We start from the raw sequence: 22,924 nt of genomic DNA, 5'->3' as shown, positions 1-22,924 counted from the left end.
CTTATTTCGTCCCGCGGGCGTCGGCCTGATTCCGGGCCGTCACCTGTTCCGGCGCGCGCGGCTTCACGACCGTTCCGGGACGCAGGTTCACCAGCCCCTCGACGATCAGCCTGTCGCCCACCTTCAGCCCATTGGTGACGATCCATTTGTCGCCCACGGCCCGGTCGGTTTCAACCTGACGCAATTCGACCTTGTCGCCTGCCCCCACGACCATGGCGGTGGCCCGGCCCCGCGCGTCGCGGGATATGCCCTGCTGCGGCGCCAGGATCGCCCGGCTGCGCTGCCCCTCGACCAGCTTGGCGCGGACATACATGCCCGGCAGCAACAGGCCGTCCGGATTGGCGAAGGTGGCGCGCAGGGTCACCGCGCCCGAACTGGGATCGACCGTCACTTCAGAAAATTGCAGCCTCCCCTCGACCGGATAGACGCTGCCGTTGGGCAACAGCAACCGCACCCGCGCCCCGTCCGCCGCGCTGACGCCGCCCGCCTGCATCGCCTGCTTGAGATCGATGATCTGCGCGGCGGACTGAGTCACGTCGACATAGACGATGTCGGTCCGCTGGATCGTCGCCAGCGCACCGGCCTGCCCCGCCTGCACCAGGGCGCCCGGCGTGAACAGCGAACGGCCTATGCGTCCGGAAATCGGCGCCCGTATCCGCGTGAAATCCTGGTTCACCTGAGCGGCCTGCACCGCCGCCCGTTGCGCCGCGACATCCGCGCTCGCCTGTTGGGCGGCTGCGGCGGCGTTGTCGGCCTCCTGCCGGCTGACGGCGTTGATCCCGACCAGTTCCTTGTAGCGCTGCGCCTGCAATGCCGTGGCCCGGATCGACGCCTGCGCCCGCGCCAGCGAACCCTGCGCCTGACTCACGGCTGCGCGATAGGGAGCATCCTCAATCTCATAGAGCAATTGGCCAGCCCTCACCGGGGCGCCCTCCGTAAACAGTCGGCGCCGGATGACGCCGCTGATCTGCGGCCGGACTTCGGCGGTTTCCACAGCCGCGATACGCCCTGGAAGCTCGGTGACGAGGGGAACGGTCTCTTCCGTCACCTTGACGACACCGACCGCGGGCGGCGGCGGCGGCGATGCCTCCTGCTGGCCGCAGCCAGCCAGGGCCGACGCGCAGGCGAGCAGTCCGACGAATATCCCCTTTTGCATCGGCCGGTGCTCCGTTTCCCTAAAGCGGTCATCGGAATGAACGTTCATTCCGCTTGCGCCGCAGGTAGGAACATGCCACAATTTGTTCAAGGGTAAAAAAAGCCAGGGTGAAGATTTTTGATTGCATTGCAGCATGAACAGACTGCCCGAGACCGCATATTGAACGCGGCCCGCGATCTGTTCACCGCCCACGGTTTTCACCAGAGCGCAATGGCGGAACTGGCCGCCGCCGCCCATGTATCCGTGGGCCAGATATACCGCCTGTTCAAGGGCAAGGAAGACATCATCGAAGCCATAGTGAAGAGCGACACGCGCGAACGCGCGGCGATGATCATAAACCTTAGAGCTCGCCTGGATGCGGGAGAGATCAGCATCGAGCGAACTTTCGAGCTGCTGCTGCTGAAAGTCATGAACAATGGGCACGAAGCCTTGTCCTTCGACATATTGGCGGAGGCGTTCCGCAATGAACAGGTGAGCGGCTCCATCACGGAGATGTGCCAGAGTCTGCGCAAGTCGCTGAGCGATTTTGCCTGCGTCGCCAATCCGAACCTTTCCGGCGAAGCGCTGAAAAGCGCAGAGGAGATCATCCTTGCATGCCTTTTCGGCATGGCCCATCGTAGCCTGTCGGGGCCGCGCATCAGCGCCGAACGCATGGCCCCACAGGCCGCTTTCATGATCGTCGCCGCGCTCCGCGCAATGCACTGATCGACACGCCGCGCCTTTAGTCCATTCTGTCGCGTCGCGGCAAAAATCCAGGTGCGCCGCAGCAACTTTCCGCCACGGCGAAGCATTCTCGCTCCCAAATCATCCGGGAGTCAGAAATTGAGCATGAGCGCGTCGTTCGATCGCAGCTATTTCGAGGCACGACTTGATCGCAACCGCAGGCTGGCGGCCCGATCCCGAAATCCGGAAATCCGCGCAATCCATCTGGAATATGTCCGCTTGTACAGTCAGTTGCTGGAGCAAGCGGCCCTTGCCCCCGCCTGACACCGCCTATCGGGCAGTCACCCCTTCCGGCAGGACCACCGCCGACCAGCTCTTGCCCGGCACCAGATATTTGGCCGCCAGAAGCTGGATATCGGCCGGGGTGACGGTCAACATATCCTGCGCCATGGTCTGCATCGCCTGAATATAGCGCGGATCATGGGTGGCCCCTTCCATCTGGTTCATCCAGAAGGCGTTGCCGGTCCCGGCACGCATCAGCAATTGCCGCATCGGCGCGACGGCCCGCTGCAATTCATCCTCGGTCACCGGATTCCCGGCGAGATCGGCCGCCGTTTCTTTCACCACGCCGTAGAAATATTCGACGCGATCCGGCCTTACCTGGCTCGTCACCAGGATATAGCCGCCGCTTTCATAGGAAAAGGGCCAGCTATTCTGGACGCTGGGCGAATAGGCCGCCCCCTCGGTCGAGCGCAACTTGTCGAACAGCCGGTCGTTGAAGATTTGCGTCAGTATTTCCAACTGCCGCGCCTCTTTGCTCAGCGCAAAACCGCCCGCCGTAGGCCAGGCCATAACCGCCGCCGCCTGTTCCTTGTCGCCCTTGTGCCGCAACACGACCGGCGCCTCGACATGGGCGGGAAACCGCATCCGCTTGTTCGCCGCCGGAACCGGCACGTCGGGCCGCGACGGCAAGGCTCCGAAGGTCGACGCAACCGCCGCGATCGCGTCATCCGCCTTCACCTGCCCGAAAATCTGAATCTCGATCGGTCCTGAAGCCAGCAGCGGTTCCCAGGTCGCCCGAAAGGCCTGCGGCGTCAGCCCGTCAATCTCCGCCCGCGACGGGGTGCGGAACCGGACATCCTTGTCGCGCAGCAACCAGTTGAGATCTCGCGCCAGCACGGAATCCGGCGCCCGCGCCATCGCATCATAGGCGACCCCCGCCCCGGTCTTGACCCGCGCAATCGGCGCCGGATCCCATCCAGGCGCGAACAGCTTGGCCGCGAACAACTGAAGCTGGTCCTTATAGTCCGCCGGTCGCGTCACCGCCTGCAATTCGAAGGCATCGTCATCGATGGAAAAGTCCATTCCCATGCGCCGCCCATTGGTCAGGTCGTCCAACTCCCGCTGGCCGAGCTTGCCGATCCCACTCGCCACCAGCGCATAATCGGCGGCCCAGCCGGGCACTGGTCGGGTCGGAGAGAAAGCCTGCTGGCCATGGCCGAAGCGGACATTGATCCGCACCTTCTCCGTCTCCGCATCATTGGCGAAGAGGGTCAGCTTCACGCCATTGGAAAAGCTGATGCTTTCCATCCCCGGCAGCCCGACCGGCGTGCGCGAAACGACCTGGCCCGGCGCGCCCAGACTGGGCAGGTCGGCCATGGTCACCACCTTGTCGCCCAGCCGCGCATTGGTCGCCGCCTTGACGGGAGCCGCGACCGCCGCCGCCAGCTTCGCGTCGACGCCGGGCAATATCTTGCCGGTGATCAATTGCGCCCGGAACACGCCCGCCGAAAACAGCCGCCGCGTCGAATCCAATATCTTGCGCGGCGTCATCGCCTGCTTGCCCGAACGGAAAATGTCCAGAGCGGCCTGCGGGCTGACGGTGGTCTCGCGGATATCGACCGCGCTCACCAGATCGCTGGCCTGCTTGGCGCCCGATTCGGTATCTGCATTTTCGACCTGGATCGCGAGCGCCGTGTCCATCTGCGCATATTCGCGGTCGATTTCTGTCTGGCTCGGCGGACCGGCCTTGGCGTCCTCTATGATGGCGCGGACGTCACCCAGCGCCTTTTCCCAATTCTCGCCCGTGGGCACGATGGTGACGAAGGTGCCGTCCGCGGATCGGCTGACATCCTGCTGATCCACGCTGGCCTGCAGGAAACTGCCGCCACCCCGCGCCGCCTGCTCCAGGCGGCGGCTGATGATCTGCAGCGCCAGCATATCGGTCAGCTTGTCCTGGTTGTAGACGATGGTGTCCGCGCGCGGCTTCCATGGCCGCAACCAGGCCATGGTGAGGCCGGTCGGCGCGCCCGGTTCCACCGTTACCCTGGTCGCTGGCGCCTTGGCGTCGGGTTCCCCGAAATCGGGGAGCGCCGCACCCTTTCCGGGCACGGTCCAGGGCGCGAAATTATCCTTGATCAACTGTTCGGCCATCGCCGGATCGATGTCGCCCGCGATCGAGATGACGGCATTTTCCGGCCGATACCAACGCTGATGAAAGGCCTCCATCTTCGCCGCCGTCACCGCGTTCAGCGTCGCCACCGTGCCGATGGGGCTGTGGTCGGCCAGTGGCTGCCCGGCGAAGAAATGTCTGCGCGTGGCGTCGGAAATCCGCATCTGCGGCCCGTCGCCCTCCCGCTTTTCAGCCAGCACCACGGCGCGCTCGGCATTGACGGCGCTGTCCACGATATTGGGATCGATCATCATGCCGGCCAGGATTTTCAGGCTCTCGCCCAGACTGGTCTGCGTCGCCTGCGGCAGGTCGAGCGCGTAAGTGGTTCCAGTCGGCGTCGTCTGCGCATTGCTGTCGCTGCCGAAAGTGACGCCCAGCCGCTGCCAGATGCGCTTGGACTCCCCGTCGGGAACATGGCGGGAGCCTCTGAACGTCAGATGCTCCATGAAATGGGCGTAACCCAGTTCGTCGGGCTGCTCCATCAGCGAACCGGCGTCGATCCGCAGCCTGACCGAAACCTGGCCCGGCGGCACGCCGTTGCGCCGGATGGCATAGCGCAGGCCATTGGAAAGCTCGCCAAACCGCCATGCCGGATCGATCGGCACGTCGCTATTCTCATAGAGCCAGGGCCTGACCTGCGCCTTGGTCGAACCCGGCGCGGCGGACGCGGCATTCGGGTCCGTCTTCGCGCCGAGGGGCACGGACATTCCCGAAAGCAGCAAGGCGAGAACGGACAGCGAAGCGGCGGAACGCCGGAAGGAAAAGCTCATGGCCGTGCAGCCTAAAGAGATTTTCCTGAATGGCCACTGACAAACATCAGTGGCCAGAAACAAGGCGCAGCGTACTCCTGCCCGCGCAGGAACACGAAATTCTACGACTTACCGCCCGCCGGTCTTCTGCACGGCGCCCTTGTGCGCGCCAACGCCGCTTCCACTGCGGCGGCGGTGGAAATTGTTCTTCGCGGGCTTGGCGGCCTCGCCATCGGGCCGGTGCGCCCGCTCGGCGCTGCCGCGCTGCTGCTTCTGCTGGTCCTGATAACGGCGCTGGCCATCGGCGCGCTTGGTCTTCTGCTCCGGCGTCTGCTCGCGCCCCTTGCGCGGCGGCGCGGCCTTGGGAAGGTTGCGCACCGCCTCCACGAAATTCTCCGGCAGCGGCATGATCTCCAGCTTCACCTTCGCCGTCCGCTCGATCGCTTTCAGATAGGGCCGCTCATCATCCGCCACGAAGCTGATCGCGATCCCTTCCGCACCCGCGCGCGCGGTGCGGCCGATGCGGTGGACATATTGCTCCGGCACATTGGGCAGCTCGAAATTGATGACGTGGGACACGCCTGAAACGTCGATCCCCCGCGCCGCGATGTCGGTCGCCACCAGCAGCTTCACATGCCCATGGCGGAAAGCCTGCAAGGCGGCGGTCCGCTGCGCCTGGCTCTTGTTGCCATGGATCGCGACCGCCTGAATCCCCGCCCCTTCCAGGAAGCGCACGACCCGGTCTGCGCCATGCTTGGTCCGGGTGAAGATCAGCGCGCGGTCGATATCCTCGCTCTTGACCGTCAGGTTCAGCAGCGCCTGCTTCTCCATCTGGTTGACGAAGGTCGCCTGCTGGCGCACCCGTTCCGCCGTGGTGGATTGCGGCGCGACGCTGACCTTTACCGGATCATGCAGGAACTGGCTGGCAAGCGCCTCGATCTCGCCCGGCATGGTGGCGGAGAAGAACAGGTTTTGCCGATCCTTCGGCAGCAGCTTGGCGATGCGCTTCAACGGGTGGATGAAGCCCATGTCCATCATCTGGTCGGCTTCGTCGAGGACGAAAATCTCCGTATCCTTGATGGTGAAGGCGCGCTGGTCGATCAGGTCGAGCAGACGGCCCGGCGTCGCGACAACGATATCGGCGCCGCGGCCCAGCGCCCGAATCTGCTTGTTGATCGGCACGCCGCCGAACACGACCTCCACCGACAGCTTCATGAAGCGGCCATAGTCGCGGAAGCTCTGCGCGATCTGTGCGGCCAGTTCGCGGGTCGGGGACAGCACCAGCATGCGGCAGCCCTGAAGCGGCGTCTGCTTGGGATTGCGGGCGAAATGGTCAAGGCTGGGCAGCGCGAAGGCCGCCGTCTTGCCCGTGCCGGTCTGCGCGATGCCGCACAGATCCTTGCCCTTCAGCAAGACGGGAATGGCCTGCGCCTGGATCGGCGTGGGGGAACCATATTTCTTGGCGGCGAGCGCCTTCAGGATCGGCTCGGCAAGGCCAAGGTCGGTAAATTGCATATCATACTCACGAAGTCAGCCACGGCGTCCTCCGGCATGGCCGGGACGCAAGGCGGGTTACGAAACGACCCGCGTGAAAAGGGAAGCCTCAAAGCTTGGCGCAGACTTTCATTGGCCGGCCCCGATGCCATTTGGCCGGAGCGATCACGCTACCAATCGCTGAAAGGGCATCAAGCCCAACTGCTGCGTTGCAGCGCATATGGCGGGAATGTCGGGAAAAAGCAAGATATGTTCGTTATCCCGACTTTCGCGGGAATGACGATATGCCTTTTTCGATCCCCTAAAGCGTCACTTCCACATGCTTGCTGCGCATTTCTTCACGGACATCACCGCCGAACAACTGCCGGAACATGCCGCCCAGCGACATGTCCGCCCGCCAGATTTCCGCGTGCCCCAGATCGAAACGCAACATCATCATATGCGGATCCTGCCGCCCGCCAGCATACCAGGTCGCCACCTCATGGGTCCAATAGCGGTCGATCACCGCCGGATCAGTCTCCTCGACCAGCGTGCCGTCGATGCAGGCGAAGAGAAAATGACCCTTGGCGACGAATTGCGCCATGGCGGGGCCACCCGCCGCCAACCGGTTCTCCCGCGTGGTGTAGAACCAGAAACAATGGCTTGCGCCGGGATCGAGTTGCGCGGTCATCGGCATGCTATGCTCATGCGATCCCTGCAAACCGATCATCACAAAGGGGCTTTGCGACAATTCTGTCCAGAAACGATGGCGGATTTCGGCCTCATTGCTCATCTTCTCTCTCCATTCGATCTCAAGCGGGACTCAATCGAGGGCATCAAGCGAAGTTCCGACACGCAATTTAGCACGAAAGCTTGATCTTGCGCACTCTTCTCTCCACATAACGCGCATGTTGATAGAGACCGAAGCGACGCCTAATCCGGCCACCGTCAAATTCATTCCCGGCCGCGTGGTCATGGGCATGGGCACCCGCGATTTCGCCACGCCGGAAGAGGCGGAGGCCTCTCCGCTCGCCGATGCGCTGTTCGGCCTGGGCGACGTGACGGGCGTGTTCTTCGGCGGCGACTTCATTTCCGTGACCGTCGCGCCGGGCGTGCAATGGAGCGATGTGAAACCCGACATCCTCTCGATCCTGCTGGAACATTTCTCGGCCAATATGCCGCTCTTCGCGCCGGGTTCGGCCGGTGACATCTTCGTACCGGAAGAGGAGCAATTCGCCGACGATCCCGAAGATGCGGAAATTGTCGCGCAAATCCGCGAACTGATCGATACCCGCGTCCGCCCGGCGGTGGCGAACGACGGGGGCGACATCATCTATCGCGGCTTCGACAAGGGTACCGTCTATCTTCGGATGCAGGGCGCCTGTTCGGGCTGTCCATCCTCCACCGCGACGCTGAAAAACGGCATCGAACAGTTGCTCAAACATTATGTCCCCGAAGTGACCGACGTTCGCGCCGTCTGACGCCGGGGGCCGATTGGCAAACCTGCGCCGATCGACTAACCGCTGATTTACGCATCGCATCGGGCGAGCGATCCACAGGGGTTTTCTTTGCGCATATTGGTCATCGACACCGCGACGCAGGCGCTGTCCGTGGCGCTGCTCGATGACGGCGCGCTGATCGGCCACTTTCACGAAATCGTCGGGCGCGGCCATGCCGAGGCGCTGCTGCCCGCCATCGCCGCAATGCCCGACGGTGGCAAGGCTGACGCGATCGCCGTCGACGTCGGCCCCGGCAGCTTCACCGGCGTCCGCATCGGCATCGCCGCCGCCCGCGCACTGGCGCTGGCCTGGGGCGTCCCCCTGCACGGCTACGGCGCGCCAAGCCTGATCGCAGCAAAGGCAGTGGACGGGCACCAGGAGGGCGAACTGGTCGTCACCATCACCGGGGGCCATGGCGAACTGTTCTGGCAGAAATTCTCTGCGGAAGGGCTGGAGCCTCTAACCAGCCCCGCCTCCACGCCGATCGCCGCACTGGCGCAGCAACTTGCCCATCCGCTATTTTACGGCACCGGAGCCGAAGCGCTGGTGACGGCACGCGGCCATGGCGCGGCAATCAGCCTTTATCCCGACGCCGCCGACTATCCGCTGATCGCCGGGCTTCCTCCGCTTCCCCCGTCCCCCATTTACTGCCGCGACGCCGATGCGCGTCCGATGGCGGATCGGGCGCCGTCATGATCCCCGGCCTCGCCCTCGACACCTATGAAGAAGGCGAGCGCAACGCGATGAGCGACGCCATGGACGTGATGGCCCGCGCCTTCGATCCCGTCTTCGGGGAAGCATGGACGCTGCCCCAACTCGCCGGGGTGATGACGATGCCCGGCACCTGGCTGACCATCGCCCGCGTCGACGCCGCGCCGCTGGGATTTGCCCTTGTCCGCTCCGTGCTGGACGAATGCGAACTGCTGCTGCTGGCCGTCAGCCCGCTCTGGCGCGGGCGGGGCATTGGGGAGGCCCTGCTGCTCGACAGCCTCGGCACGGCGCGCAAGCGGGGCATTACGTCGATGAATCTGGAAGTCCGCGCGTCCAATACCGCAATAAGGCTATATGAAAAAGCGGGTTTCGAATATGTACACCGCCGACCCGGTTACTATCGCGGCAACGATGGACAACTTCATGATGCGCTAAGCTTTCGTATCGATATGCTTAGATGACTTAAATACGCCCTTGCAAAAAAGAAACCATGGGTATAGCTGACCCGTACCGCTCCTGAAATGATTTTCCTTGGGCGGGTCGCACAATCAATAGCCTTCGCAGGGAAAAGAAATGGAAATCGAATCAGCGCAGAGCGAATTGCTCATTACTTTAACGTCGGACATTGTCGCGGCCCATGTCTCGAACAACAGTGTCGCCGTCTCCGACGTATCTACCCTGATCCAGAATGTGCACGCCGCGCTTGCAGGCCTGGCCACGCCGGCCGCCACGCCGGAAGTGAAGCCGGAACCTGCCGTATCGGTCCGTTCATCGATCAAGCCGGACTACATCATCTGCCTGGAAGACGGCAAGAAGCTGAAGATGCTGAAGCGCCACCTGATGACTCATTATCAGATGACGCCGGAGGATTATCGGGCGAAGTGGGGCCTGCCGGCCGATTATCCGATGGTCGCCCCCAACTATGCCGAACAGCGCCGCAACCTGGCGAAGAAGATCGGCCTGGGCACCAAGCGCCGCCGCGTGCGCGCTCCCAAATAAGCGCGAGGATTACAGGGAAAAGCCCATATGAGGGGTGCGCCGGCGGCGCGCCCCTTTTATACCAGGGGAAAAGCCGCTAGGCTCTCATCCGAGTTACGCACATTTCAGCCAAGTGAGCCTGCATGAACCGCAAGATCGACGTCGAAGCCCTTTGCCATGAAAAGGGCCTGCGCATCACGGAACAGCGCCGCGTCATCGCCCAGGTGCTGAGCGACGCCACCGACCATCCGGATGTGGAGGAACTGCACAGGCGCGCTGCGGCGGTCGATCCGGGCATTTCCATCGCCACCGTATATCGTACCGTCCGCCTGTTCGAAGAAGCGGGCATATTGGACCGTCATGATTTCGGTGACGGCCGCGCCCGATATGAGGCGGCTCCCGAATCCCATCACGACCATCTGATCGATGTGGAAACCGGCAATGTGATCGAATTTGTCGACCCCGAACTGGAACAGTTGCAAAAGCAGATCGCGGAGAAACTGGGCTTCCGTCTGGTCGACCATCGGATGGAACTGTACGGCGTCGCGCTCGACCGCAAGAACTGAGGCGGCTTGACCGGACTTCGCCGCATCGCGCGCACCGGAGCGCTGGCCGCCAGCCTGCTGCTCTGCCTTCCTTTGCACCTGTTATGGCGCGCCGCCGGGCGGCGGCATTCACCCTGGCCGCGCCGCTTTCTGGGCATGGCGGCGCGATCCGTCGGCGCCCGCGTGCGGATAGAGGGGCATCCCTTTCATGGCGACAGTTTCATCATCGCCAATCATGTCAGTTGGGTCGACATATTGGCGCTGGGCGGCGCGACCGGATCGGCCTTCGTCGCGCATGACGGCATAGCGGGATGGCCGGTCATCGGCTGGCTCGCCGCGCAGAACAACACGCTGTTCGTCGCCCGCAACCGGCGCGGCGCGCTTTCATCGCAGCTCGGCGCCTTGCGCGCCGCGCTCGCCGGGCATCAGCCGATCGCGCTTTTCCCCGAAGGCACGACCAGCGACGGCACCGGCCTGCTGCCGTTCAAGCCTTCCCTGCTGGCCGTTCTTCTGCCCCCTCCCCGCTCCGTGCGGATTCAGCCTGTCCACATCGATTATGGCCCCGCCACCGCCGAGATCAGTTGGCATAGCGACGAACCGGCGGGCGCGAATGTCAAAAGGCTGCTGGAACGCAAGGGCAGGCTGGACGTCACGCTGCGCTTCCTGGAACCGTTCGACCCCGCCATCTGCCCGGATCGCAAGGCGCTGGCGACGATGACGCGGGAAAGAATCGCCGCCAGCATCGCGCGCTTTCACTCCGACGCGACGCCCTGTATAGCTGGACCGCATGAATCGTAACGACGCCCAAAAGACTCCAGCGACTTTCCACGTCAAATCCTTCGGCTGCCAGATGAACGTCTATGATGGCGAGCGCATGGCCGAAATGCTTGGGACACGCGGCATGACCGCCGCCGCGGAGGGGGCTGAGGCCGATCTGGTCATCCTGAACACCTGCCACATCCGCGAAAAGGCGGTGGACAAGGTCTATTCCGACATCGGGCGCATGACGCGGGAGGATGGCAGTCGCCCGATGATCGCCGTCGCCGGCTGCGTCGCGCAGGCGGAGGGCAGCGAAATCCAGCGCCGCGCCCGCAATGTCGACATCGTCGTCGGCCCGCAGGCCTATCACCGCCTGCCCGACCTGATCGACAAGGCGGGTCGCGGCGAACAGGCCGTCGATACCGACATGCCGCTGGCGTCGAAATTCGCCGCCTTGCCCGGCCGCACCAAGCAGGCGCGGCCTACCGCCTTCCTGACGATCATGGAAGGGTGCGACAAATTCTGCACTTATTGCGTGGTCCCTTATACGCGGGGCGCGGAAATCAGCCGTAGCTGGTCCGCCATCCTGGATGAAGCGAAGGCGCTGGTCGACGGCGGGGTGCGGGAGATCACGTTGCTGGGCCAGAATGTCAACGCCTGGACGGGCGAGGACGGCAAGGGCCGGATGCAGGGAATGGACGGGCTGGTGCGCGAGCTGGCGAAGATCGATGCGTTGAAGCGCATCCGCTACACCACCAGCCACCCCAACGATATGAACGACGGGCTGATCGCGGCGCATGGCGACGAGCCCAAGCTGATGCCGTTTCTCCATCTGCCGGTTCAATCGGGCAATGACCGCATATTGAAGGCGATGAACCGCAGTCACAGCACCGACAGCTATCTTCGCATTATCGAGCGAGTCCGTGAATGTCGTGGCGATATGGCGCTGTCTGGGGATTTCATTGTCGGGTTCCCTGGGGAGACCGAGGCGGAGTTCGCAGATACTCTGAAGATCGTCGAGCAAGTGCGCTATGCGCAATGCTATTCTTTCAAATATAGCCCGCGTCCGGGCACCCCTGCGGCCGACATGGATCATCAGATTCCGGCCGAGGTGATGGACGAACGGCTGGCGCGCCTTCAGGCGGTGATCAACCGGCATCAGGTGGAGTTCAACGCCGCCACGGTCGGGCGCACCACCGATATCTTGCTGGAGCGCAAGGGTCGCCATCCCGGCCAGTTGATCGGCAAGACGCCGTGGCTCCAGTCCGTCCATGTCACCGCACCGGAACTTTCCATCGGCGACATGATCGAAGTCGATATCATCAGCGCCGGCCCGAACAGTCTGGCCGGCGAACCCAGCAGGAGGAAGGCCGCTTGAACCAACTCAAAGTCGTTCCCGCGCAGTCGGGAACCCATCTCCCGGCCTGTCCGCCAGGCATAAAGGACAGGAGATGGATATCCGCCCACGCGGATATGGCTATAGGGAAGGGAGGCTGCTGAATGTCGAAGAAACCGAACCAGAACCATCGCACCGACGTTGCTGAACGCGCCCGGCTGGAGGTCGTTTTCGACCGCCCGCATCTGCTGACCGCGCTGTTCGGCCAATATGACCAGAATCTCGTCGCGATCGAAAACCGCCTGGGCGTCTATATCGCGGCGCGCGGCAACAAGCTCCAGATCGAGGGCGAGGCGGAAGCCGCCGCCCGCGCCCGCGACGTCATGACCGGCCTCTACAACCGCATCGTGGCAGGGCAGGAAATCGACAGCGGCGCGGTGGAGGCGGTCATCGCCATGTCCTCCGAACCGACCCTGGACGGCATCATCCGCCACGACGTGGCCGAACCGCCCAAGGTGATGATCCGCACGCGCAAGAAGACCATCGTCCCCCGCTCCGCGACGCAGGTGACCTATATGGAGGCGCTGACCCGCAACGACATCATCTTCGCGCTTGGCCCGGCAGGCACCGGCAAGACCTATCTGGCGGTGGCGCAGGCGGTGAGCCAGCTTATCACCGGCAGCGTCGACCGGTTGATCCTTTCGCGTCCCGCGGTCGAGGCGGGCGAGCGGCTGGGCTTCCTGCCCGGCGACATGAAGGAGAAGGTCGACCCCTATCTGCGCCCGATCTACGACGCGCTGTACGACACGCTGCCCGCCGAGCAGGTCGAGCGCCGCATCGCGTCGGGCGAGATCGAGATCGCCCCCCTCGCCTTCATGCGCGGACGGACGCTGGCCAACGCCTTCATCGTGCTGGACGAGGCGCAGAACACCACCATCGCCCAGATGAAGATGTTCCTCACCCGCTTCGGCGAGGGCAGCCGCATGGTGATCTGCGGCGATCCGCGTCAGGTCGACCTGCCACAGCCGGGCATTTCGGGGCTGGCCGACGCCGTGACGCGGCTGGAGGGGGTGGACGGCATTTCCGTCGTGCCCTTCGGCATCGGCGATGTCGTCCGCCATCCGGTCGTAGGCCGGATCGTCCAGGCCTATGAGGGGCCTGATGCCTGACATTCAAAAGCCGTTCGTTTCGAGTCCAGTCGAGAGACGATTTTTAGACCCTTGCCATGTCTCGACCTTGACCTGTCCTGATCGCCTGCCTTGCCAGGCAGTCGAAGGGCTCGAAACGAACGGAAGCTGTTATCATGATTGAAGTTGCCGTGCTCCATGATCAGGGGTGGCCGGATATCGATTGGGAATTGCTGGCCCAGCGCGCCGTCGTCGCGGCGATCATGCACAGCCCCTATGCCGCCTTCGCGGCGGACGACGCGCTGTACGAGGTCGCGGTGAAGCTGACCAGCGACGAGGAGGTCCATCAACTCAACCGCGCCTATCGGGACAAGGACAAGCCGACCAACGTCCTGTCCTTCCCGATGGTGCAGGCCGACTTGCTGGAAGCCACCGCCAACACCGACGACGGCGAGGTGATATTGGGCGATATCGTGCTGGCGGAGGGGGTTTGCGCCGCCGAAGCGGCCGAAAAGGGCATCTCCGTCGCGGATCATGCGACCCATCTGATCGTTCATGGGACTTTCCATTTGCTGGGATATGATCATATGGAGGACGCAGAGGCGGAAGCGATGGAGGCTCTTGAGACGCAATCGCTGGTCAGCCTGGGCATTTCCGATCCCTATGGGGATCGCTAACAGGGACTATGGACGAACATGGCTGAAGGCAGTCCGAAGGACGGCAACGGTTCCAAGGAACCGGACAGTAGTAGCCACGAAGGCGGTTTATGGAGCGGCCTGAAGTCGCTGCTATTCGGTGAGGAAGAAAGCCCCAGCCTGCGCCGCGAGCTGGAGGACACGCTCGACGAATATGATGAGGAGGAGCAGGACGAGGGCGCTGCCCCACCTGCCAAGGGCGACCTGTCGGCGATCGAGCGCCAGATGGTCCGCAACCTCCTTCATTTTTCCGAACATACGGTCGACGACGTGGCCGTCCCCCGCGCCGACATCATCGCCATAGAGGAAAAGGCGAGTTTCGCCGACCTTGCCGCCCTGTTCGCGGAAGCGGGACACAGCCGCATTCCGGTCTATCGCGACAATCTGGACACCATCGTCGGCATGATCCACATTCGCGACGCCTTCGCGATCCTGGCGGGCAAGGCCCCGGTTCCCGACAGCCTCGAAACGCTGATCCGCCAGCCGCTCTATGTGCCCGAAAGCATGGGCGCGCTGGACCTGCTGGCGGAAATGCGGGCGAAACGCACCCATCTGGCCATCGTGCTGGACGAATATTCGGGCACGGAAGGCCTGCTCACCTTCGAGGATCTGGTCGAGGAAATAGTCGGCGAGGTCGAGGACGAGCATGACGAGGAGCCGGAAGCGATGCTCGTCCCGCTGGAGGGCGGCCTATGGGAAGCCGACGCCCGCGCCGAACTGGAAGATGTCGCCAAGGAGATCGATGAGAAACTGGCCGATATCGAGGAAGATGTCGACACGCTGGGCGGCTTGGCCTTCGTGATCGCGGGCCGGGTTCCGGAACCCGGCGAAATCATCGAGCATGAGGAAAGCGGCTGGAAGCTGGAGATATTGGCCAGCGATGGACGCCGGGTCAGCCGGTTGCGGCTGCATCCGCCGGTTGGGCGGGAGGTTGAGGAGGAAGGCTGAGGGTTCACTTGGGGGGTGTGGCTGTCCTGATCCTTCCCATCAGTAGATGGGGAGGGGGACCGCGCGAAGCGTGGTGGAGGGGAATGGAGCGCAACCTCCGAATTTCCCCTCCACCACCGCTTTCAGCGGCGGTCCCCCTCCCCACGCTGCGCGTAGGGAGGATTGGGGTGTTGGCACTCTTGGGAAATATATTAACGGTCTTGGCCCTAATCCCACTTCCTGCGCTCCACCGCCGTGGACGGAGGGGATTCGATCGATGCCATGGACGGGATGGGAAAGGATGCTCTACGCGCTGGTTTGCGTGGCGACTTTGTTCTTTTCCTGCGTCACGCCGCCCTTTCAGGCTCCGGACGAAAACCAGCATTATATGAAGGCGCTGCTGCTGTCCGAAGGGCGTGTCCTGACGGAACAGCGGGGAGCGATGATCGGCGCGGACTTGCCGCGTGCGGCGGTCGACCTGCATGACGTGCATTTTCCGACCGGCATGTCTTCCACGCCGCGCAGCTTCGACAAGGGGATGTTGGCGGAGGCCTGGGAGGCGGACGGTCCTCATGGCGATGCGCGGCGTTTTGCCGATTTTCCCAATGTCGCCAATTACGCGCCGACGCTTTACACGCCCGGTGCGATCGGATTGACCATTGGGGATCATCTGGGCTTGCCGCGACTCGGTGCATTTTATGCGGGGCGGGTCGTCAACGCGCTTTTCTCCCTGATCCTGCTGGGTGTGGCGATCGGTCTTCTTCCCTTTGGCCGGAATGCCATGTTGGCCGCCGCGCTGTTGCCGACATTTTGTTATCAGAATGGATCGCTTTCGCCTGACGCGGTGATCAATGGCATGGGATTTCTGGGCCTTGCCTTGACCTTGCGTGTGGGTTTCATGGGATGGACCGGTGGGCGCGGTTTTGCGCTGTATCTGGCGGCGCCGCTGCTGGCGCTGGCGAAGGGCGTCTATCTGCCGTTGATGGCCGCTGGGCTGCGCTGGCCTGAGAGGCGGCGCGATTTTCGCGCTCTGGCGATTTTGGCCGCTATGGCGCTAGGCGCGCTGGCCTTCCTGTTCTGGATGAAATTTTCCGGGGGCAGTCAGGCGCTCTACCATATCGTGTCGCGCAAGACCGGCGAGATGGCCATGACCGCGCCGCTGGGCGAGCAATTGGCCGTGATCCTTCATGATCCCCTCGCCTATCTGCATGTGCTGGCTGGCAGCGTGGCCGAACGCGCGCCGGTCTATGCGCTCCAGATCGTGGGCCGCTTCGGGTGGAATGCGATATTGCTGCCGTTGATGGCCTATCCGCTGGCGTTGCTGATGCTGGGCGCGGCGGTCTTCAGCGGATCGGGCGAGCGCTTTTCCTGGGGGCAGAGGCTGTGGTGGCTTGGTATCGTCGCGGGGGTGGCGCTGTTGATCGAAACGGCCATGTATCTGACCGGGACGCCGCTGGGGGCGGATTATATTCAGGGGACGCAGGGGCGCTATTTCCTGCCGCTGCTGCCGCTGGCGTTGATGGCGTTCATGCCGGAAGAGCCGGTGCGGTGGGCGCGCGTCCTGTTCGCCGGATCGGCGCTGCTGTTGCTGTCAATCGCCGCCGCGACTGTGTTCGACAGCTTCTGGGTCCATGGCTTCGTCACCGCCGACGGCATGCCGCCGCATCGCAGCCTGATCCGCGCCCTCACCCTTCCCTCGCCTCGCTGGTAGCCAGACGCGGCAAAGCGCCAGCCAGCCCAGCCCCTCGATCCATCCGGCCAGCACGTCGCTGGGCCAGTGCACGCCCAGCCACACGCGGCTGATCCCGATCAGCGCAATCGCGAGCGCGGCCCCGGCATAGGCGGACCCCCGCCCCGCCAGTATCGCCAGCGCACCGAAGAAGATCATGTTCCCCGCCGCATGGCCGCTTGGGAAACTATAGCTGTGCACAAGGTCGAGATGCGGCAGCAGATCGGGCCGGGGCGCTGCAAAAACCTGCTTGAGCGCCAGATTGAGCAGCGTCCCGCCAATCACCGTCCACAGCAGCCAGAAGGCGCGGGGCCGCGCGCCGCGCCAGAGACCGACGAAACAGGCGCCCAGCAACGCCAGGCGCCCCGCCGTTCCGCCGATCGTCGACGCCAGTTGCATGATCCAGGTGACGGGCGTGCCCATGTCACTCTCCCGCGCTCGCCCGGCTATCTCCATCAGGCGGATATTCAGCCCGTCCAGCAACCCGTTCCGCTGCGCCAGCGCCATCATCGAGACGCAAAAAAGCGCGAGAGCCAAAGCCCCCGCGCCTTTTGCGACGGCTTTGCGCCGATCAGATATGGAGCGCGCGCCCATAGGCGGCCAGCACGCTTTCATGCATCGATTCCGAAATGGTCGGATGCGGGAAAACCGTGTGCATCAGTTCCGCCTCGGTCGTTTCCAGCGTCTTGCCGATGGTGAAGCCCTGGATCATCTCGGTCACTTCCGCGCCGACCATATGCGCGCCCAGCAGTTCGCCGGTCTTGGCGTCGAACACCGTTTTGGTGAAACCCTCCGCCTCGCCCAGGGCGATCGCCTTGCCGTTGCCGATGAAGGGGAACATGCCGACCTTCACCTCATAACCCGCTTCCTTCGCCTTCGCCTCGGTCAGGCCGACGCTGGCGATCTGCGGATGGCAATAGGTGCAACCCGGTATGTTGCGCACGTCCATGGCATGCGGGTGCTGGCCCGCAATCGCCTCCGCCGCGATCACGCCCTCATGGCTCGCCTTGTGCGCCAGCCATGGCGGCGCGGTGACATCGCCGATTGCCCAGATGCCGTCGACATTGGTCTTGCAGGTGGGATCGGTGACGATATGGCCGCGCTCGGTCTTAACGCCCAGTTCTTCCAGCCCGATATTCTCGGTATTGGGGACGATGCCGATGGCGACGATGACATGGCTATATTCGCCATTGACGACCTTGCCATCCTTGCCCTTGATCGCGGCCTTGACGCCGTTAGCGCCGACTTCCAGCTTCTCGACGCCCGCGCCAGTCATGATGGTCATGCCCTGCTTCTTCAGCGCCTTTTCCAGGAAGGCGGAGACGTCGGCATCCTCGACCGGCACGACGCGGTCCAGCATCTCGACCACGGTCACGTCCGCGCCCATGTCGTTGTAGAAGCTGGCGAATTCGATGCCGATGGCGCCCGAACCGATGACCAGCAGCTTGCCGGGCATTTCCGGCGGGGTCATGGCGTGGCGATAGGTCCACACCCGCTTGCCGTCCGTGGGAGCGAAGGGCAGGTCGCGGGCGCGCGCGCCGGTGGCGACGATGATGTTCTTCGCCGTCAGTTCCTCGGTCTTGCCGTCCCTGGTTACGCTGAGCTTGCCCTTGGCCACCAGCTTGCCGTCGCCCATATGGACGGCGATCTTGTTCTTCTTCATCAGGTGCGTGACGCCCTGGTTGAGTTGCTTCGCCACGCCGCGCGAACGCTTCACCACCGCCTCGATGTCGGCGCTGATCTTCTCGGCGGCCAGGCCGTAATCCTTGGCATGCTGCATATAATGGTAGATTTCCGCCGAACGCAGCAGCGCCTTGGTCGGAATGCAGCCCCAGTTCAAACAGATGCCGCCCAGATTCTCGCGCTCGACGATGGCGGTCTTAAGGCCCAGTTGGGCCGCCCGGATCGCGGCCACATAGCCGCCGGGGCCGGAGCCAAGGACGATGACGTCGTAATTCTCAGCCATGAACAAACTCGCTTTTCCTTGAATATGTCACGCAGCCGCGGGAGTGAAGGGCGGCACCGAACGGGGCTGGCGATCTTCCCCGATCGCCACGAAGGTGAAGGTCGCCTTGGTCACGCGATAGGACCGGTCGTCATGACGGGTCCGCCGCCACGCCTCGACATCGATGCTCATCGATGTGCGACCTACCGAGACGAGCTTCGCGAACACCGAAACCTCGTCGCCGACCACCACCGGGCGCAGGAAGGTCATGCCCTCCACGGCAATGGTCACCGCGCGCCCATGGCTATGGCGGGCCGCGACGGAACCCGCCGCGGAGTCCATCAGACTCATCAGCCAGCCGCCGAAAATATCCCCATAGGGATTGGTGTCTGCAGGCATGGCGATGACCCGCACAGCCGGACTGTCCGCCGGCGGCTGTTCTTCCAGCCGGGCCATCAGGCCAGCATTCCGATCGGATTTTCGACCAGTTCCTTGAAGGCCTGCATCAGGCGGGCGCCGTCGGCGCCGTCGATAGCGCGGTGGTCGAAGCTGCCGGTGGCCGACATGACGGTCGCGATCTGGAGGGAGTCGTCGATGACGAAAGGCCGCTTCTCGCCCGCGCCGATCGCCAGGATCATGCCCTGCGGCGGGTTGATGACGGCTTCGAACTGCTTGATGCCGAACATGCCCATATTGGAGAGCGAAGCGGTGCCGCCCTGATATTCCTCCGGCTTCAGCTTGCCGTCCTTGGCGCGGCTGGCAAGATCCTTCATCGCGGTGGAGATCGCGGCGACGCCCTTGCTGTCGGCGCCCGTCACGATCGGGGTGATCAGGCCGCCGGGGATAGACACCGCCACCGAGATGTCGGCGCGCTGGAATTGAAGCATCTGGTCGCCGGCGAACTGCACATTGCATTCCGGAACCTGGATCAACGCCACGCCCAACGCCTTGATCAGCAGGTCGTTGACCGACAGCTTGACATTGCGCGACGCCAGACCGGCGTTCAGTTCGCTCCGCAGCTTCAGCAGCTTGTCGAGTCGCACGTCCACGGTCAGGTAGATGTGCGGCACCTGCTGCTTGGATTCCGTCAGGCGGCGCGCGATGGTCTTGCGCATGCCATTGAGCTTGATGACTTCATGGGGAATGCCGAAATCCTGCGCAACGGCCGGAGCGGGCACGGGAGCGGCGGCAGGCGCCGTGGCCGGAGCCGGAGCCGGAGCCGGAGCCGGAGCAGCCGCGTTCGCGACGGGTGCGCTCCCTTCCAGGTCGGCCTTCACGATGCGGCCATTGGGACCGGAACCGGTCATGGTGGAGAGGTCGAGGCCCCTCGCCTCCGCCAGACGGCGGGCAAGCGGGCTGGCCTTCACGCGGCTGCCGGTGGATTTGGCCGGGACGGGATCGGCCTTGAGCGCGGGGGCGGGAGCGGTTGCCTCCGCCTTGGCGGGAACGGGGGCAGGAACGGGGTCGGGCTTGGGCGAAGCCTTGGGCGCGGCCTCGGCCCTGGCGGCTTGCGCAGCATCCTCGCCTTCCTCGGCGATGATGGCGATGACGGTGCCGACCTTCACGCCTTCCGATCCTTCGGCCACCAATATCTGGGCCACGATGCCTTCATCGACGGCTTCGAATTCCATCGTCGCCTTGTCGGTCTCGATCTCCGCCAGCAGATCGCCGGACGAAACCCTGTCGCCCTCCTTCACAAGCCACTTCGCCAGAGTCCCTTCTTCCATGGTCGGGGACAGGGCAGGCATCTGGATCGTTTTGCTCATGGACGAGGGCCTCTCATTTTTATCCGCTATGGGGCAATGGGCTTCGTTTCGACGCTTTGGCATGACCGGTCAAGCCAAGCCTTGCGCGCAAGCCGATTATCGGCCACATTTCACCAGCCTGGTTCGCGACTAACCATATCGGTTCAACAACTGGTCGCGGAAGGCCGGCCAAATGGTCGTTACCCCTATGAGGATGCGGGATATGCGGACATATCTGGTTGTCGTGGACGAATCGCCCGAGGCGGAAACCGCCCTTCGCTTCGCCGCCCGGCGAGCCGCCAAGACGGCTGGCGCGATACGCATTCTGGCGCTGATCCCGCCCGCCGAATTCGTCCAGTGGGGCGGCGTCCAGGCGACGATGGAGGATGAGGCGCTGCAACGCGCCGAAGCGCTGGTGACGAGCGCGGCGGGCACCCTGACCGATGAATCGGGCATCCGCCCCAGCATCACCGTGCGGCAGGGCGATCCGGTGACGGTCGTGCGCCACACGCTGGAGGAGATGGACGACGTCGCCGCCCTGGTGCTGGGCGCCGCCGCCAGCGGACATCCGGGCGTCCTCGTCTCCCACTTCGCCGGCGCCGACGCGGGCAAGCTGCCCTGCCCGCTCATGATCATCCCCGGCGGCCTGGACGCCGACGCCATCGACCGGTTGAGTTAGGGCATGCCTATTTCTTGAGGCGATAACCCGTGCGGAACATCCAGCCGATGACGCCCAGGCAGAGCGCCAGCATCCCCGCGATGAACAGCAGGCTGAACTCTATCCCCACATCGCCCCGCCCAAAGAAGGTCCAGCGGAAGCCGGAGATCAGATAGACGATCGGGTTGAACAGGGTGATCGTCCGCCACGGCTCCGCCAGCATGTGAATGGAATAAAATGCCCCGCCCAGAAAGGTCATCGGCATGATGATCAGCAGCGGGATCACCTGCAACTGCTCGAAACTCTGCGCCCAGATGCCCAGGATGAAACCGAACAGGCAAAAGCTGACCGCGATCAGCACCATGAAGGCCATCATCGCCAGCGGATGGGCGACAGGCAGGTCGACGAACAGATGCGCGGTCGCGAAGATGATCGTGCCGACGATCAGCGACTTGGTGGCCGCCGCCCCGACATAGGCGATGATCGTCTCCGCCGCCGACACCGGCGCCGAGAGCAGTTCATAGATGGTGCCGGTGAATTTCGGCATATAGATGCCGAAGCTGGCGTTGAAGATGCTTTCGGTGAACATCGACATCATGATGAGGCCCGGCACGATGAAGGCCGCATAGGGAATGCCGTCGATCTGCGTCATGCGGGAGCCAATCGCGCCGCCGAACACCACGAAATAGAGCGAGGTGGTGATCACCGGCACCAGCAGCCCGGTCAGCAGCGTGCGGCGGAAGCGATGCAGTTCGAACCTGTAGATCGACCAGATGGCGCGGTAATTGAAGCCGCTCATGCCGCCTTCTCCTGATGGACCAGGCTGACGAAAATATCCTCCAGGCTGCTCTGCTGCGTATTGATATCCTTATAGCCGATGCCGAGATCGCCCAGCCTGCGCAGCAGCGACGACACGCCGGTCCGCTCCGCCTGGGTATCGAACAGATATTCGATTTCATGGCCGTCCGCCTTCAGCGCGACCTGCCATTCGCCAAGCTCCGGCGGCAGAGCGCCCAGCGGTTCGGCCAGCACGACGGTCAGCGTCTTCTTGCCCAGCTTCTTCATGAGCGCGGTCTTATCCTCGACCAGGATCAGTTCGCCCTTGTCGATGACGCCGACCCGGTCGGCCATCTCCTCCGCCTCCTCTATATAATGGGTGGTGAGGATGATGGTGACGCCGTTCTGGCGCAGTTCGCCGATCAGCTTCCACATGTCGCGGCGCAGTTCGACGTCGACCCCGGCGGTCGGTTCGTCCAGGAACAGCACGCGCGGTTCGTGGGAGAGCGCCTTGGCGATCATCACGCGGCGTTTCATGCCGCCCGACAGTTCCAATATCTTGCTGTGGCGCTTGTCCCAGAGCGACAGGTCGCGAAGCACCTTTTCGATATGGGCGTCGTCGCGAGGCTTGCCGAACAGGCCGCGGGAGAAGGTGACGGTGTCGATTACCCGCTCGAACGCATCGGTATGAAGCTCCTGCGGCACCAGCCCGATGGCGGAGCGCGATCCGCGATAATCGCGCACGATGTCATGCCCCGCCACGGTCACGCTGCCGCCAGTCGGGCGGACATTGCCGCAGATGATGGAGATCATGGTCGTCTTGCCTGCGCCGTTCGGGCCGAGCAGGGCGAAAATCTCCCCCTCCTCTATCTCCAGGTCGACGCCCTTGAGCGCCTGAAAACCCGAAGCATAGCTTTTGGTCAGGCCGGAAACCGTAATGATGGACGCCATGCGCGGCGATGCCCCCTTGTTTCAAGGCGCAAAGATAGGGTGCCGCCCG

Annotated in this window: 24 protein-coding genes; 14 read left to right on the top strand and 10 right to left on the bottom strand. The window is 63.7% G+C overall.

Annotated elements, in window-relative coordinates:
* Nucleotide 1 precedes the first annotated feature (1 nt).
* Nucleotides 2-1,156 carry an efflux RND transporter periplasmic adaptor subunit gene (locus tag NUH86_RS03820; RefSeq protein WP_267251360.1) on the bottom strand — a complete coding sequence of 385 codons (1,155 nt, stop codon included), beginning with the start codon at nt 1,154-1,156 and terminating at the stop codon, nt 2-4.
* Between the two features lie 117 nt (nt 1,157-1,273).
* On the opposite strand from NUH86_RS03820, the gene NUH86_RS03815 reads away from it, so the two are divergent.
* Together NUH86_RS03815 and NUH86_RS03810 are read left to right on the top strand one after the other, a co-directional pair.
* Nucleotides 1,274-1,861 (top strand): TetR/AcrR family transcriptional regulator, encoded by a 588-nt coding sequence (locus NUH86_RS03815; protein WP_267251358.1) that lies wholly within the window; start codon nt 1,274-1,276, stop codon nt 1,859-1,861.
* Nucleotides 1,862-1,984: 123 nt separating this feature from the next.
* Nucleotides 1,985-2,143 carry a hypothetical protein gene (locus tag NUH86_RS03810; protein ID WP_267251357.1) on the top strand — a complete coding sequence of 53 codons (159 nt, stop codon included), beginning with the start codon at nt 1,985-1,987 and terminating at the stop codon, nt 2,141-2,143.
* 6 nt (nt 2,144-2,149) lie between these two features.
* On the opposite strand, the gene NUH86_RS03805 is transcribed toward NUH86_RS03810, so the two are convergent.
* The 3 genes from NUH86_RS03805 to NUH86_RS03795 form a co-directional block, all read right to left on the bottom strand.
* Nucleotides 2,150-5,041, bottom strand: coding sequence for a M16 family metallopeptidase (locus tag NUH86_RS03805; protein ID WP_267251356.1), 2,892 nt, complete (start codon nt 5,039-5,041; stop codon nt 2,150-2,152).
* 108 nt (nt 5,042-5,149) lie between these two features.
* Nucleotides 5,150-6,535: a DEAD/DEAH box helicase gene (locus NUH86_RS03800; RefSeq protein WP_267251355.1), complete on the bottom strand. Its 1,386-nt coding sequence runs from the start codon at nt 6,533-6,535 to the stop codon at nt 5,150-5,152.
* A 280-nt stretch (nt 6,536-6,815) separates the two neighbouring features.
* On the bottom strand, nt 6,816-7,286 hold the full coding sequence (locus tag NUH86_RS03795; protein WP_267251354.1) for a pyridoxamine 5'-phosphate oxidase family protein: 471 nt from the start codon (nt 7,284-7,286) through the stop codon (nt 6,816-6,818).
* Between the two features lie 115 nt (nt 7,287-7,401).
* Between NUH86_RS03795 and NUH86_RS03790 the strand changes: the two genes are divergently transcribed.
* From NUH86_RS03790 to NUH86_RS03740, 11 genes are all read left to right on the top strand, one after another.
* Nucleotides 7,402-7,974 (top strand): NifU family protein, encoded by a 573-nt coding sequence (locus NUH86_RS03790; RefSeq protein ID WP_267251353.1) that lies wholly within the window; start codon nt 7,402-7,404, stop codon nt 7,972-7,974.
* 87 nt (nt 7,975-8,061) lie between these two features.
* A complete protein-coding gene (tsaB, locus tag NUH86_RS03785) occupies nt 8,062-8,688 on the top strand; it encodes a tRNA (adenosine(37)-N6)-threonylcarbamoyltransferase complex dimerization subunit type 1 TsaB (protein WP_267251351.1) in 627 nt (208 codons plus the stop codon).
* Nucleotides 8,685-9,164 (top strand): GNAT family N-acetyltransferase, encoded by a 480-nt coding sequence (locus tag NUH86_RS03780; protein ID WP_267251350.1) that lies wholly within the window; start codon nt 8,685-8,687, stop codon nt 9,162-9,164. The genes tsaB and NUH86_RS03780 overlap by 4 nt, the downstream gene beginning before the upstream one ends.
* Before the next feature lie 112 nt (nt 9,165-9,276).
* The gene (locus tag NUH86_RS03775; RefSeq protein ID WP_267251349.1) at nt 9,277-9,702 is read left to right on the top strand and encodes a MucR family transcriptional regulator; all 426 of its coding nucleotides are present in this window, start codon (nt 9,277-9,279) and stop codon (nt 9,700-9,702) included.
* Nucleotides 9,703-9,824: 122 nt separating this feature from the next.
* Complete coding sequence (locus NUH86_RS03770; protein ID WP_267251348.1) at nt 9,825-10,247, top strand: Fur family transcriptional regulator; 423 nt, start codon at nt 9,825-9,827, stop codon at nt 10,245-10,247.
* A 6-nt stretch (nt 10,248-10,253) separates the two neighbouring features.
* Nucleotides 10,254-11,024 carry a lysophospholipid acyltransferase family protein gene (locus NUH86_RS03765; protein WP_267251347.1) on the top strand — a complete coding sequence of 257 codons (771 nt, stop codon included), beginning with the start codon at nt 10,254-10,256 and terminating at the stop codon, nt 11,022-11,024.
* Nucleotides 11,014-12,363: a tRNA (N6-isopentenyl adenosine(37)-C2)-methylthiotransferase MiaB gene (gene miaB / locus NUH86_RS03760; protein WP_267251346.1), complete on the top strand. Its 1,350-nt coding sequence runs from the start codon at nt 11,014-11,016 to the stop codon at nt 12,361-12,363. Before NUH86_RS03765 ends, miaB begins: the two co-directional genes overlap by 11 nt.
* 122 nt (nt 12,364-12,485) lie before the next feature.
* Nucleotides 12,486-13,490, top strand: a complete 1,005-nt coding sequence (locus NUH86_RS03755) for a PhoH family protein (protein ID WP_013847012.1) — start codon at nt 12,486-12,488, stop codon at nt 13,488-13,490.
* 134 nt (nt 13,491-13,624) lie between these two features.
* A complete protein-coding gene (gene ybeY / locus NUH86_RS03750; protein ID WP_267251345.1) occupies nt 13,625-14,125 on the top strand; it encodes an rRNA maturation RNase YbeY in 501 nt (166 codons plus the stop codon).
* Between the two features lie 18 nt (nt 14,126-14,143).
* The gene (locus tag NUH86_RS03745) at nt 14,144-15,091 is read left to right on the top strand and encodes a hemolysin family protein (protein WP_267251344.1); all 948 of its coding nucleotides are present in this window, start codon (nt 14,144-14,146) and stop codon (nt 15,089-15,091) included.
* Nucleotides 15,092-15,347: 256 nt separating this feature from the next.
* Nucleotides 15,348-16,781: a DUF2142 domain-containing protein gene (locus NUH86_RS03740; protein ID WP_267251343.1), complete on the top strand. Its 1,434-nt coding sequence runs from the start codon at nt 15,348-15,350 to the stop codon at nt 16,779-16,781.
* Here NUH86_RS03740 and NUH86_RS03735 read toward each other — a convergent pair.
* From NUH86_RS03735 to NUH86_RS03720, 4 genes are read right to left on the bottom strand one after another with little or no spacing between them, the layout of a single operon-like run.
* Complete coding sequence (locus NUH86_RS03735) at nt 16,662-17,393, bottom strand: phosphatase PAP2 family protein (RefSeq protein WP_267251342.1); 732 nt, start codon at nt 17,391-17,393, stop codon at nt 16,662-16,664. The genes NUH86_RS03740 and NUH86_RS03735 overlap by 120 nt on opposite strands.
* On the bottom strand, nt 17,371-18,765 hold the full coding sequence (gene lpdA, locus NUH86_RS03730) for a dihydrolipoyl dehydrogenase (RefSeq protein WP_267251341.1): 1,395 nt from the start codon (nt 18,763-18,765) through the stop codon (nt 17,371-17,373). The genes NUH86_RS03735 and lpdA overlap by 23 nt, the downstream gene beginning before the upstream one ends.
* A 27-nt stretch (nt 18,766-18,792) precedes the next feature.
* Entirely contained in the window at nt 18,793-19,200 is a 408-nt protein-coding gene (locus tag NUH86_RS03725) for an acyl-CoA thioesterase (protein WP_267251340.1), read from the bottom strand.
* Nucleotides 19,200-20,510: a pyruvate dehydrogenase complex dihydrolipoamide acetyltransferase gene (locus NUH86_RS03720; RefSeq protein ID WP_267251338.1), complete on the bottom strand. Its 1,311-nt coding sequence runs from the start codon at nt 20,508-20,510 to the stop codon at nt 19,200-19,202. The genes NUH86_RS03725 and NUH86_RS03720 overlap by 1 nt, the downstream gene beginning before the upstream one ends.
* 202 nt (nt 20,511-20,712) lie before the next feature.
* Here NUH86_RS03720 and NUH86_RS03715 point away from each other — a divergent pair, with 202 nt between their 5' ends.
* Nucleotides 20,713-21,168, top strand: a complete 456-nt coding sequence (locus NUH86_RS03715) for a universal stress protein (RefSeq protein WP_267251337.1) — start codon at nt 20,713-20,715, stop codon at nt 21,166-21,168.
* A gap of 7 nt (nt 21,169-21,175) precedes the next feature.
* Here NUH86_RS03715 and NUH86_RS03710 read toward each other — a convergent pair whose 3' ends face one another.
* Both NUH86_RS03710 and NUH86_RS03705 read right to left on the bottom strand, forming a co-directional pair.
* Nucleotides 21,176-21,946: an ABC transporter permease gene (locus NUH86_RS03710; protein WP_267251336.1), complete on the bottom strand. Its 771-nt coding sequence runs from the start codon at nt 21,944-21,946 to the stop codon at nt 21,176-21,178.
* Nucleotides 21,943-22,875, bottom strand: coding sequence for an ABC transporter ATP-binding protein (locus NUH86_RS03705; protein WP_267251334.1), 933 nt, complete (start codon nt 22,873-22,875; stop codon nt 21,943-21,945). Before NUH86_RS03705 ends, NUH86_RS03710 begins: the two co-directional genes overlap by 4 nt.
* Between the last annotated feature and the right edge of the window lie 49 nt (nt 22,876-22,924).

The organism is Sphingobium sp. JS3065, from assembly GCF_026427355.1.
Taxonomy (GTDB): domain Bacteria; phylum Pseudomonadota; class Alphaproteobacteria; order Sphingomonadales; family Sphingomonadaceae; genus Sphingobium.
The sequence above is the reverse complement of the archived record's forward strand: the minus strand, read 5'-3'. Positions and strand labels throughout refer to the sequence as shown.

What these genes read in the sequence shown, in the direction of transcription:
- NUH86_RS03820 (WP_267251360.1), bottom strand. Translation starts at nt 1,156, where the DNA reads ATGCAAAAGGGGATATTCGTCGGACTGCTCGCCTGCGCGTCGGCCCTG.
- NUH86_RS03810 (WP_267251357.1), top strand. Translation starts at nt 1,985, where the DNA reads ATGAGCGCGTCGTTCGATCGCAGCTATTTCGAGGCACGACTTGATCGC.
- NUH86_RS03805 (WP_267251356.1), bottom strand. Translation starts at nt 5,041, where the DNA reads ATGAGCTTTTCCTTCCGGCGTTCCGCCGCTTCGCTGTCCGTTCTCGCC.
- NUH86_RS03800 (WP_267251355.1), bottom strand. Translation starts at nt 6,535, where the DNA reads ATGCAATTTACCGACCTTGGCCTTGCCGAGCCGATCCTGAAGGCGCTC.
- NUH86_RS03795 (WP_267251354.1), bottom strand. Translation starts at nt 7,286, where the DNA reads ATGAGCAATGAGGCCGAAATCCGCCATCGTTTCTGGACAGAATTGTCG.
- NUH86_RS03790 (WP_267251353.1), top strand. Translation starts at nt 7,402, where the DNA reads ATGTTGATAGAGACCGAAGCGACGCCTAATCCGGCCACCGTCAAATTC.
- NUH86_RS03780 (WP_267251350.1), top strand. Translation starts at nt 8,685, where the DNA reads ATGATCCCCGGCCTCGCCCTCGACACCTATGAAGAAGGCGAGCGCAAC.
- NUH86_RS03775 (WP_267251349.1), top strand. Translation starts at nt 9,277, where the DNA reads ATGGAAATCGAATCAGCGCAGAGCGAATTGCTCATTACTTTAACGTCG.
- NUH86_RS03770 (WP_267251348.1), top strand. Translation starts at nt 9,825, where the DNA reads ATGAACCGCAAGATCGACGTCGAAGCCCTTTGCCATGAAAAGGGCCTG.
- miaB (WP_267251346.1), top strand. Translation starts at nt 11,014, where the DNA reads ATGAATCGTAACGACGCCCAAAAGACTCCAGCGACTTTCCACGTCAAA.
- NUH86_RS03755 (WP_013847012.1), top strand. Translation starts at nt 12,486, where the DNA reads ATGTCGAAGAAACCGAACCAGAACCATCGCACCGACGTTGCTGAACGC.
- ybeY (WP_267251345.1), top strand. Translation starts at nt 13,625, where the DNA reads ATGATTGAAGTTGCCGTGCTCCATGATCAGGGGTGGCCGGATATCGAT.
- NUH86_RS03745 (WP_267251344.1), top strand. Translation starts at nt 14,144, where the DNA reads ATGGCTGAAGGCAGTCCGAAGGACGGCAACGGTTCCAAGGAACCGGAC.
- NUH86_RS03740 (WP_267251343.1), top strand. Translation starts at nt 15,348, where the DNA reads ATGCCATGGACGGGATGGGAAAGGATGCTCTACGCGCTGGTTTGCGTG.
- NUH86_RS03735 (WP_267251342.1), bottom strand. Translation starts at nt 17,393, where the DNA reads ATGGGCGCGCGCTCCATATCTGATCGGCGCAAAGCCGTCGCAAAAGGC.
- lpdA (WP_267251341.1), bottom strand. Translation starts at nt 18,765, where the DNA reads ATGGCTGAGAATTACGACGTCATCGTCCTTGGCTCCGGCCCCGGCGGC.
- NUH86_RS03725 (WP_267251340.1), bottom strand. Translation starts at nt 19,200, where the DNA reads ATGGCCCGGCTGGAAGAACAGCCGCCGGCGGACAGTCCGGCTGTGCGG.
- NUH86_RS03720 (WP_267251338.1), bottom strand. Translation starts at nt 20,510, where the DNA reads ATGAGCAAAACGATCCAGATGCCTGCCCTGTCCCCGACCATGGAAGAA.
- NUH86_RS03715 (WP_267251337.1), top strand. Translation starts at nt 20,713, where the DNA reads ATGCGGACATATCTGGTTGTCGTGGACGAATCGCCCGAGGCGGAAACC.
- NUH86_RS03710 (WP_267251336.1), bottom strand. Translation starts at nt 21,946, where the DNA reads ATGAGCGGCTTCAATTACCGCGCCATCTGGTCGATCTACAGGTTCGAA.
- NUH86_RS03705 (WP_267251334.1), bottom strand. Translation starts at nt 22,875, where the DNA reads ATGGCGTCCATCATTACGGTTTCCGGCCTGACCAAAAGCTATGCTTCG.